Annotated in this window: 10 protein-coding genes; 9 read left to right on the plus strand and 1 reads right to left on the minus strand. The window is 66.8% G+C overall.

Translation table 11 applies throughout. The features are described 5' to 3' along the window. From FL344_RS37185 to FL344_RS37205, 5 genes are all read left to right on the plus strand, one after another. Positions 1-380 (plus strand): OmpA family protein (locus FL344_RS37185; RefSeq protein WP_141621837.1); only part of this gene is annotated, 380 nt, incomplete at its 5' end. A gap of 163 nt (positions 381-543) precedes the next feature. Beyond that, positions 544-2,811: a family 2 encapsulin nanocompartment cargo protein terpene cyclase gene (locus FL344_RS37190; RefSeq protein WP_141621838.1), complete on the plus strand. Its 2,268-nt coding sequence runs from the start codon at positions 544-546 to the stop codon at positions 2,809-2,811. Between the two features lie 27 nt (positions 2,812-2,838). Beyond that, entirely contained in the window at positions 2,839-4,248 is a 1,410-nt protein-coding gene (locus tag FL344_RS37195) for a family 2B encapsulin nanocompartment shell protein (RefSeq protein ID WP_141621839.1), read from the plus strand. Between the two features lie 36 nt (positions 4,249-4,284). Continuing rightward, the gene (locus tag FL344_RS37200) at positions 4,285-5,685 is read left to right on the plus strand and encodes a family 2B encapsulin nanocompartment shell protein (protein WP_141621840.1); all 1,401 of its coding nucleotides are present in this window, start codon (positions 4,285-4,287) and stop codon (positions 5,683-5,685) included. Positions 5,686-5,850: 165 nt separating this feature from the next. Then, complete coding sequence (locus FL344_RS37205; protein WP_141592537.1) at positions 5,851-6,246, plus strand: hypothetical protein; 396 nt, start codon at positions 5,851-5,853, stop codon at positions 6,244-6,246. On the opposite strand, the gene FL344_RS37210 is transcribed toward FL344_RS37205, so the two are convergent. Further along, the gene (locus tag FL344_RS37210) at positions 6,224-6,811 is read right to left on the minus strand and encodes a TetR/AcrR family transcriptional regulator (protein ID WP_141621841.1); all 588 of its coding nucleotides are present in this window, start codon (positions 6,809-6,811) and stop codon (positions 6,224-6,226) included. The two genes, FL344_RS37205 and FL344_RS37210, sit on opposite strands and share 23 nt — an antisense overlap. Before the next feature lie 56 nt (positions 6,812-6,867). Between FL344_RS37210 and FL344_RS37215 the strand changes: the two genes are divergently transcribed. From FL344_RS37215 to FL344_RS38805, 4 genes are all read left to right on the plus strand, one after another. Next, entirely contained in the window at positions 6,868-7,296 is a 429-nt protein-coding gene (locus FL344_RS37215) for a VOC family protein (protein WP_011556194.1), read from the plus strand. A gap of 661 nt (positions 7,297-7,957) precedes the next feature. Beyond that, the gene (locus FL344_RS37220) at positions 7,958-8,713 is read left to right on the plus strand and encodes a DUF6585 family protein (RefSeq protein ID WP_141621842.1); all 756 of its coding nucleotides are present in this window, start codon (positions 7,958-7,960) and stop codon (positions 8,711-8,713) included. A gap of 28 nt (positions 8,714-8,741) precedes the next feature. Next, on the plus strand, positions 8,742-9,242 hold the full coding sequence (locus FL344_RS37225) for a hypothetical protein (RefSeq protein WP_141621843.1): 501 nt from the start codon (positions 8,742-8,744) through the stop codon (positions 9,240-9,242). A 95-nt stretch (positions 9,243-9,337) separates the two neighbouring features. Beyond that, positions 9,338-9,496, plus strand: coding sequence for a hypothetical protein (locus FL344_RS38805; RefSeq protein WP_194863401.1), 159 nt, complete (start codon positions 9,338-9,340; stop codon positions 9,494-9,496). Positions 9,497-9,551: the final 55 nt, after the last annotated feature.

Raw genomic sequence — 9,551 nt, forward strand, 5'->3', positions numbered from 1 at the left:
CGCCCCAGGCGCCCCCCACCGAAGCGCCGACGCGGCTGCCCACCGAGCACCACGTTCAGTTCCCAGTGGGTCAGTCGACGCTCTCCGACTCGGAGCGTCGGAACCTGGACGCCATCGCGGACTACCTGAAGGCCAACCCGGGCGTGTCCCTGCGCATCGAAGGACACACGGACAACACCGGCCCCGAGGAGCTCAATCGCACACTGAGCCAGGACCGCGCGGACGCAGTGCGGCAATATCTCATCCAGCAAGGAGTTGAGAGCTCGCGTCTGACTGCAAAGGGTTACGGCCCCGCCCAACCCATTGCGTCCAATGACACGCCCGAGGGACGGAGCGCCAACCGCCGCGTGGAGTTCGTCACCAGCCCTACTGGTGAATGAGAACACGGCTTATCGCGGAGGAATGACGGCGCACGGATGGAGCTAAATCCGTGCGCCAGCAGGCAAATCGCGACTTCACCTGAGAATCTTTTATGTAAGAAACACTTGGATAAGTGTTCAGTGCCTAACTATAACGCCCCCCTGAGTTCAACGAGGGGCGTCCATGAGTACGGCGAAAAACAAGCAGCCATTCGAACTGCCAGACTTCTACGTTCCCTGGCCGGCGCGCTTGAATCCGAACCTCGAAGGCGCCCGGGTGCATTCGAAGGCCTGGGCACGCGAGCTGGGAATCATTGGCCGCCCGAAGGATGGCAGCGCTCCGGAAATCTGGAGCGAGGCGAAGTTCGATGCCATGGACTACGCCCTGCTCTGCGCCTACACGCATCCGGAGGCGCCGGGCCCGGAGCTGGACCTCGTCACCGACTGGTACGTCTGGGTCTTCTACTTCGATGACCACTTCCTGGAGCTCTACAAGCGCCCCCAGGACCAGGTCGGCGCGAAGGCATACCTGGACCGTCTGCCATTGTTCATGCCGGTGGACCCGGCGGCCACGCCTCCGCCGCCGACCAACCCGGTCGAGGCCGGGCTGCTGGATTTGTGGAACCGGACCGTCCCCAGCCGCTCCATGGCGTGGCGGCGCCGGTTCTTCGAGAGCACCAAGCACCTGCTGGACGAATCGAGCTGGGAGCTGTCCAACATCAGCGACCGCCGCGTCTCCAACCCCATCGAATACATCGAGATGCGCCGCAAGGTCGGCGGTGCGCCCTGGTCCGCGAACCTGGTGGAGCACGCCGTCTTCGCCGAAGTCCCGGACCGGGTCGCGGCCAGCCGCCCGATGCGGGTGCTGAAGGACACGTTCTCCGACGCGGTCCACCTGCGCAACGACCTGTTCTCCTACGAGCGGGAGATTCTGGAGGAAGGCGAGCTCTCCAACGGCGTCCTGGTGATGGAGAAGTTCCTGGACATCTCCCCGCCCAGCGCCGCGCACCTCGTCAACGAGGTCCTCACCTCGCGCCTCCAGCAGTTCGAGAACACCGTCCTGACGGAGCTGCCGTCCCTGTTCGTCGAGTTCGGCCTGAACCCGGTGGAGCAGGCCCAGGTGCTCACGTACGTCCGGGGGCTCCAGGACTGGCAGTCCGGCGGCCACGAGTGGCACATGCGCTCCAGCCGCTACATGAACAAGGGCTCCGGCGGCGCGGGCGGCTTCTTCCTGGGCCCCAACGGCCTGGGCACCTCCGCGGCGCGGCTGCCGCAGTCGCCCACGGCCCTGGGGCTCACCCGCCTCAAGAACTTCTCCCACGTGCCGTACCAGCCCGTGGGCCCGGTGAAGCTGCCGAAGTTCTACATGCCGTACTCCACGAAGCCGAGCCCCCACCTGGACGCCGCGCGGCGCGACTCCAAGGCGTGGGCGCGGCGCATGGGCATGCTGGACGTGCTCCCCGGAGTGCCCGGCGGCTACATCTGGGATGACCACAAGTTCGACGTGGCGGACGTGGCGCTCTGCGGCGCGTTGATTCATCCCCACGCCACCGCCGCGCAGCTCAACCTGTCCTCCTGCTGGCTCGTCTGGGGCACCTACGCGGACGACTACTTCCCGACCTTCTACGGTCACACCAAGGACATGGCCGGCGCCAAGGTGTTCAACGCCCGGCTGGCGCTGTTCATGCCGGAGGACGCCGGCGCGGTGGTTCCGCCCCCCACCAACCCGGTGGAGCGCGGGCTGGCGGACCTGTGGGCCCGCACCACCGAAGGCGTGACGCCCGCCTCACGGAGCCTGTTCCGCAAGGCCATCCTGGACATGACGGAGAGCTGGCTGTGGGAGCTGGCCAACCAGATCCAGAACCGCATCCCGGACCCCATCGACTACGTGGAGATGCGGCGCCAGACGTTCGGCTCGGACCTCACCATGAGCCTGTCCCGCCTGGCCCATGGCGACGCGCTGCCGCCTGAGGTCTTCCACACCCGTCCCATCCGCAGCCTGGAGAACTCCGCGGCGGATTACGCCTGCCTCGTCAACGACGTCTTCTCCTACCAGAAGGAGATTGAGTTCGAAGGCGAGCTCAACAACGGCGTGTTGGTCGTCCAGCGCTTCCTGGACCTGGACCCGGCGCGGGCCGTCTCCGTCGTCAACGACTTGATGACCGCGCGGATGCAGCAGTTCGAATACATCATCGCCAACGAGCTGGAGCCGCTGGCGCGCAGCTTCAACCTGGACGGCAAGGCCCAGGACAAGCTGAAGCAGTACGTCCAGAAGCTGCAGTGGTGGATGAGCGGTGTGCTCATCTGGCACCAGACGGTGGACCGCTACAAGGAGTTCGAGCTGCGCGCGTCCCGCAAGCTGGCGCCGCGGCTCTCCTCGGGTCCCACCGGCCTGGGCACCTCCGCCGCACGCATCACCTCCCTGTTCGCCAACCTGCGCTCCGGCGCCTGATCTTCCATCTCAATCGAAAGGCCCATCATGTCGAACATCATCAAGCCGGGCAGTGACGCCGAGAAGTCCCAGTTGAGCTTGGGCACGGCCGCCGCGCGCCAGTTGGCCACGACGACCAAGTCCGTCCCGCAGATGCAGGGCATCTCCTCCCGGTGGCTGCTCAAGCTGCTGCCCTGGGTGCAGGTGTCCGGTGGCGTGTACCGCGTCAACCGCCGGCTGAGCTACGCGGTGGGCGATGGCCGCGTGACGTTCACCACCACCGGCGCCAAGGTGCAGGTCATCCCGCAGGAGCTGTGCGAGCTCCCCCTGCTGCGCAGCTACGACGACGTCGAGGTGCTGACGGCGCTGGCCAACCGCTTCGAGCAGAAGACGTACAAGGCCGGCGATGTCATCACCGAGGTGGGCAAGGAAGCGGACTGCATCGTCCTCATCGCCCACGGCAAGGTGAACAAGATTGGCGCCGGCAAGTACGGTGACGCCACCGTGCTCGGGGTGCTGGCGGACGGCGACCACTACAGCTACGAGGCGCTGCTGGAGTCGCAGGACTATTGGAAGTTCACGGCCAAGGCCGTCACGGCCTCCACCGTGCTGGTGCTGCAGCAGTCCGACTTCGAGGCCGTGATGGCCCAGTCGCCCTCGCTGCAAAAGCACGTCGAGCAGTTCAAGGCGCGCTCGAAGAAGAAGCAGGACACCACGGGCCAGGCCGAAATCGAGCTGGCCGCGGGCCACACCGGCGAGCCGGTGCTGCCGGGCACCTACGTGGACTACGAGACGTCGCCCCGCGAGTACGAGCTGAGCGTGGCGCAGACGGTGCTCCAGATTCACACCCGCGTGGCGGACCTCTTCAACGAGCCCATGAACCAGACGGAGCAGCAGCTCCGGCTGACGGTGGAGGCGCTGAAGGAGCGCAAGGAGCACGAGCTCATCAACAACCGCGAGTTCGGCCTGCTGCACAACGCCGACCTCAAGCAGCGCATCCACACCCGGCGCGGCCCGCCCACGCCCGACGACATGGACGAGCTGCTGGCCACCGTGTGGAAGGAGCCGTCCTTCTTCCTGGCCCACCCGCGCGCCATCGCCGCCTTCGGCCAGGAGTGCAGCCGCAAGGGCATCTACCCCACCAGCGTGGACTTCAACGGCAACATGGTGCCCGCCTGGCGCGGCGTCCCCATCTTCCCGTGCAGCAAGATTCCCGTCAGCGACTCGCGCACCACGTCCATCATGCTGATGCGCGCGGGTGAGAAGAACCAGGGCGTCATCGGCCTGCACCCGGGCACCATCCCCGACGAAATCGAGCCCGGCCTCAACGTCCGGTTCATGGGAATCAACGAGAAGGCCATCATCAACTACCTGGTCACCAGCTACTTCTCCGCGGCCGTCCTCGTGCCCGACGCGCTGGGCATCCTGGAGAGCGTCGAAATCGGCCGCGGCGACTAGCCCCCCCTTCCGCTCGGATGACGTGAGGGAATCCACATGACGAAATTCGTGAAGACGGGCGGCGACGACACCCCGCGACTGAGCCTGGGCACGGCCGCGGCGCGTCAACTCGCGACGACGACGAAGACCGTCCCGCAGATGCAGGGCATCACCCCGCGGTGGCTGCTGCGCATGCTGCCCTGGGTGGAGGTGACGGGCGGCACGTACCGGGTCAACCGCCGGCTGAGCTACGCGGTGGCGGATGACCGCCTCGTGTTCAGCAACATCGGCGCGAAGGTGCAGGTCATCCCACAGGAGCTGCTCAAGCTGCCGCTGCTGCGGGGCCTGAGCGGCAACGACGAGGTGATTGCGGCCCTGGCCAGCCAGTTCACCCAGGCGGAGTACAAGGCGGGCGACGTCATCGTCGAGGCGGGCGCTCCCGCCGAGCACGTGTTCCTGCTGGCCCACGGCAAGGCGCGCAAGCTCCGCGCGGGCCCGTATGGCGAGCCCGTCATCCTGGATGTGCTGGCGGACGGCGACCACTTCGGCGACCAGGCCGTGGCGGAGTCGGATGACGTCTGGACCTTCACCGTCAAGGCCACCACGCCATGCACGGTGCTGTCCCTGCCGCAGCGGGTGTTCGAGGACCTGATTGCCCGGTCCGCCACGCTGCGCGCCCAGGTGGAGCGGTACCGGGAGCGCCTGAAGAAGCCCCAGGACAAGCTGGGGCAGGCCGCCATCCCCCTGGCCGCCGGTCACTCCGGTGAGCCGGACATCCAGGGCGGCTACGTGGACTACGAGCTCACGCCCCGCGAGTACGAGCTGAGCGTGGCCCAGACGGTGCTCCGGGTCCACACGCGCGTCTCCGACGTGTTCAGCGACCCCATGGACCAGACGGAGCAGCAGCTTCGGCTGACCATCGAAGCGCTGCGGGAGCGGCAGGAGCACGAGCTCATCAACAACCGGGACTTCGGCCTGCTCCACAACGCCGACCTCAAGCAGCGCGTCCACACCCGCAACGGGCCGCCCACGCCCGATGACCTGGACGAGCTGCTCAGCCGGCGCCGCAAGTCGCGCTTCTTCCTGGCGCACCCGCGCACCATCGCGGCGTTCGGCCGGGAGTGCACCCGCCGGGGCGTCTATCCGACGCCCGTCGAGGTCCAGGGCACGCCGTGCATGGCCTGGCGCGGGGTCCCCCTGCTGCCGTGTGACAAGATTCCCATCACCGAGCAGCGCACCAGCTCCATCCTCGTGCTGCGCACCGGCCAGGAGGACCAGGGCGTCATCGGCCTGCGCCGCACCGGCCTGCCGGACGAAGTCGAACCCGGCCTCTCCGTGCGCCGCATGGATGTGACGGACAAGGCCATCACGAACTACCTGGTCAGCACCTACTTCTCCGCTGCGCTGCTCATCCCCGATGCGCTGGGCGTGCTGGAGAACGTGGAGCTTGGCGGCTGACGTTCCAGAACGTGACACGGCGGGTTCAGGCGCAATGCCTGGACCCGCTGTGCCGCCTGAAACGCTCGCGTGCCGCATCCGTCAACCGGCGGACCGGGTTGATTCGCTTTGCATGACGGAGCATCGTCCGCGGCCATGAGTTCGAGCGAACAAACCCAGACAGTCATGGCCCTGGCCGAAATCTTCGTTCCGCTGGCCGTGGGCATCATCCAGGGCATCCTGGTGATGAAGTTCGTCAAGCCGCTGCTCATGGAACGGCTGGGCGGGCTCGCCGGACTGGTCCGCTCCCGGGCCAACACCTTCTTCGGCATCGTCCAGATGCTCCTGCTCCTGGGCGTGGTGGCGGCCTGCAACGCCGCCTACGCGCCGCAGACGCTCGCCTGGCTCCAGGAACGCGACATCCTCCCCTTCGAGCCCACGCTGCTCGTGCTGCGCATCACCGTCATCCTGGCCTCCTATCTGATCGGCACCAACCTGGTCCATCTGGCCTCGGCGCTCTCGGACGACACGGAGTCGAACACGCTGGAGCCGCTGCCGCTCAACGACCGGCGCCAGCGGTGACGCGCTCGATGAGCGCGAGCATCGCCGCGCGGTAGGCCTTCGCATCGCCGCCGGTGCTGATGGCCAGGGCCGCGCGGTCGAAGGCAGCGGATAGCAGGCTGGCGAGCGCCGGCACCAGCGGCCCGTCCCCCAGCAAGGCGACGAGCCCTTCTCGTAGCGAGCCCGCGGCGGAGGCCTCGTCGAGTGCCATCATCTCCGCATGGCCGAACACCGCCGGCCCATCCACGAGGAGCAGGCGCGTGCGGCCCGGGACGGCCATCGCGTCGAGGTAGGCCAGGCTTCCAGCGATGAGCGCCTCCCGCGCGCCCAGAGCCGGCGGCGTCGCCTGGTCGATGGCCCTGCGCAGCTCAGCGAATTCCCGCTCGAGCACCGCCCGCAGCAGCGCCTGCTTGTCCTCGAAGTGGTGGTAGAGCGCCCCGCGCGTCACGGCGGCGGCGGCCACCACCTCCGGCGTCGACGTCTGCGCATACCCCTTCTCCACGAACAGCGCCCGGCTCGCGCTCACGAGCGCCTGCCGCGTCGTCGCGCTGCGCTCATCGTTGCTTCTTCGCGCCCTCGATTGCATACATGCAGCCTGTATGTTACTTCGGCGAAAGACAAGCCCGAAGGAGAGCGGAGCCCATGAAAATCACCAGTTACTACCCGGTCATCATGACGAACGACGTCGCAGGTACGGCGGCGTTCTACACAGCGCACTTCGGCTTCAGCCCGCGCTTCACCAGCGACTGGTACGTCCACCTCCAGTCGGACGATGCAGAGCATGTCGCGCTGGCCATCCTCGACGGCCGGCACGAAACGGTGCCAGCGGTGGCCCGGGGCACGGTGGCGGGGACCATCCTGAACTTCGAAGTGGAAGACCCGGACGCCGTCTACCGGGACGTGCAGGCCGCCGGCCTGCCCATCCACCTCCCGCTGAGGGACGAGGCGTTTGGCCAGCGGCACTTCATCACCGCGGACCCCAACGGGGTGCTCATCGACGTCATCAAGCCCATTCCGCCGAGCGAGGACTTCGCGAAGCAGTACGAGGCCAGCGCGCTTCCCGTCGGGTGACGGCCGGGGCCGGAAGCCGCCCGCGTAGAGGGGGCGGCCATTCCTGCCCACCGCCAGCAGTTCCTGGTCCGTGCCCAGCCGCAGGTTGTAGACGCGCATCTCGAGCCAATCGCTCTCACATCCCAGACAAAGACTCTCAAAACACGCTCACGAGTTCGCGCCAACCCGTTCCGCACGCGTCAGCGCCACCTCGTCGCGCTCAGGCGCCAAAGCACTTCTCGCTCGCCGGTGGTTGAGGAGACTTCACCGGAGCGGGGCCGCGCCATCGGCGTCCAGGTCCCCAAGGGCCTCGGCGTTCCCATCCCCGTACCTGACTGCTCGTCCCCGCACTCCTGTTCACGGAGGTGGGACTGGCCGGGTTCGCCTTGACGGGTCGCACGACCTGACGGCTACGCCCCAACGGCCAGCGGCATCCGCTTCGACCAGAGGCCCCCGCTCCGCCATGCCGCAGGCACGACAGACACGGAAAGGCTGTGTTTCACGCAACCTCATCCAATGACTTCTCACAGGCTGAGAACGCCGATTGTTTCTCGAATTCGCCGCACCTGAGCAACCCCGAAACATCACACGGCGTATGAGACATTGGTAAAACGCGCCACGTTGGTTTCACCCTGAGCGCAGTGGCGAATCTCATCGAAAAGACACACGCGATTGTTTATAGATGCGTGCACTTTTCGACACGGCTCCGGAGTCTTCACTGAAGCGCTCGCACACCCGGGAATTCCCCACGCACGTCCTGTACTGGCTCGCCGCTGGCTTCGCCCTGATTTACGTGGTGGCCGCGGCGTTTCTCTCGTTCGGCAAGATTTACCTGCTCCCGCAGGACTTCATCAAAGGGCTCCTCCGCTACAACTCCGCGCCCATCGTCCTGCTGGCGGGCGTCCCCTGCGGCCTCTATTTCATCTTCTGGCGGGCCAGCGACTTGTTCGCATGGCTGGCCGCGCCGCCGAAGCTGGTGGTGGATGAGGAGTGCCTGCGCGCGGGTGACACGCGCATCGCATGGCGGAACGTGAGCGCCATCATCACGGAGCAGAACCACGACCGGCTCGTCCTGCGCCACCGCGGAGGCACCTACCGGCTGAGGCTGAACCTGTGGAGCGACGCGGACGAGCTGTACGCCCACGTGGCGGACCATGTCGTCGATGCGCTGATTGGCGGCGTGCATCGGCAGGTCAACGCCGGCAAGGCGGTGCAGTTCGGGCCCCTCACGCTCAGTGACGCCGGGCTGACACACAAGAAGCGGCTGATGCGCTGGGACGACATCGAGAGCATCCGCTTCCAGGACGAGTTCGGCGACGGTGTCTCCACCCGCGAGCTGATCATCGCCGCCCAGGGCAAGCCGCTCAAGATTGACGAGGCCCGCATCGTCAACGCGCCCGTCCTCCTGGCCTACCTGTCGCAACGGCTGGCCAGCTGACTCCCTTTCCCCTCACAGGTCGCACGTCATGGAAATCTACAGTTCCTCGCAGAACAAGCAGAAGACGCTGAAACCGCGCGAGGTCTACTACTCGCGCACGAAGCTCATCCTCGGTGTAATCATCTGGACGGTGGCCTCGGGCCTCTGTGGCATCCTCACCTTCCGGCTGGCGAACAGTCCCGGCGTGATGGCGCTGTGCGGGGCGGTCAACCTCTGCATGGTCTGGATGCTCTACGGCTGCATCAGGCCGCTGGGCAACCTGGACAAGCCCGCGCTGATTATCGGTCGGGATGGCATCCGCTTCGAGGATGGCCTGCTGATTGAATGGGCCGACATGACCGAGAATACCTATTACAGCCAGTCCTACATGGGCATCCCCACGCTCAAGATGATTCAAATCAAGACCACGCTGGACAAGCCCAAGACGAAGAAGATGCGGGTGGCGGCGCTCGACATCGACAGCGACGAATACCTGGAGCTCTGCGACACCTACAGCAAGCGCGCGGCACTGGCCCCCGCACGGGCGTAGCGAGAAACCTGGCGCCGCGCCGGCATGAAGGCTGGCACGGCGCCACGTCGGAACGCCCCTGGGGAGGTACGGGCGCCCGTCGACGGCCAGAACGCATGCTCGCGGCGGGCGAGGCCACGGGCGTGAGCGTCATCGTCCCGAAGCCGGGTGAGCGCGTCGAACCCGGTGCGCCGTCCTCCCTCGAACGCTGGTGGCCCTCGCTGCCGTGGAACACGGCGGCGCAGGACCCCATCGTCTCCACCCAGTTGGACTGATGCCCCTGCCCCGAACTGCCTGAGCGCCAGTACCCGCCGACCTGCCCTCCAGGGT

Origin of the sequence: Myxococcus sp. AB036A, from assembly GCF_006547355.1 — a bacterium.
Classification (GTDB): Bacteria; Myxococcota; Myxococcia; order Myxococcales; family Myxococcaceae; genus Myxococcus; species Myxococcus virescens.

Excerpts from the sequence above, each read along its gene's own strand:
- FL344_RS37190 (WP_141621838.1), top strand. The coding sequence starts at position 544 with ATGAGTACGGCGAAAAACAAGCAGCCATTCGAACTGCCAGACTTCTAC.
- FL344_RS37195 (WP_141621839.1), top strand. The coding sequence starts at position 2,839 with ATGTCGAACATCATCAAGCCGGGCAGTGACGCCGAGAAGTCCCAGTTG.
- FL344_RS37200 (WP_141621840.1), top strand. The coding sequence starts at position 4,285 with ATGACGAAATTCGTGAAGACGGGCGGCGACGACACCCCGCGACTGAGC.
- FL344_RS37205 (WP_141592537.1), top strand. The coding sequence starts at position 5,851 with ATGGCCCTGGCCGAAATCTTCGTTCCGCTGGCCGTGGGCATCATCCAG.
- FL344_RS37210 (WP_141621841.1), bottom strand. The coding sequence starts at position 6,811 with ATGCAATCGAGGGCGCGAAGAAGCAACGATGAGCGCAGCGCGACGACG.
- FL344_RS37215 (WP_011556194.1), top strand. The coding sequence starts at position 6,868 with ATGAAAATCACCAGTTACTACCCGGTCATCATGACGAACGACGTCGCA.
- FL344_RS37220 (WP_141621842.1), top strand. The coding sequence starts at position 7,958 with ATGCGTGCACTTTTCGACACGGCTCCGGAGTCTTCACTGAAGCGCTCG.
- FL344_RS37225 (WP_141621843.1), top strand. The coding sequence starts at position 8,742 with ATGGAAATCTACAGTTCCTCGCAGAACAAGCAGAAGACGCTGAAACCG.
- FL344_RS38805 (WP_194863401.1), top strand. The coding sequence starts at position 9,338 with ATGCTCGCGGCGGGCGAGGCCACGGGCGTGAGCGTCATCGTCCCGAAG.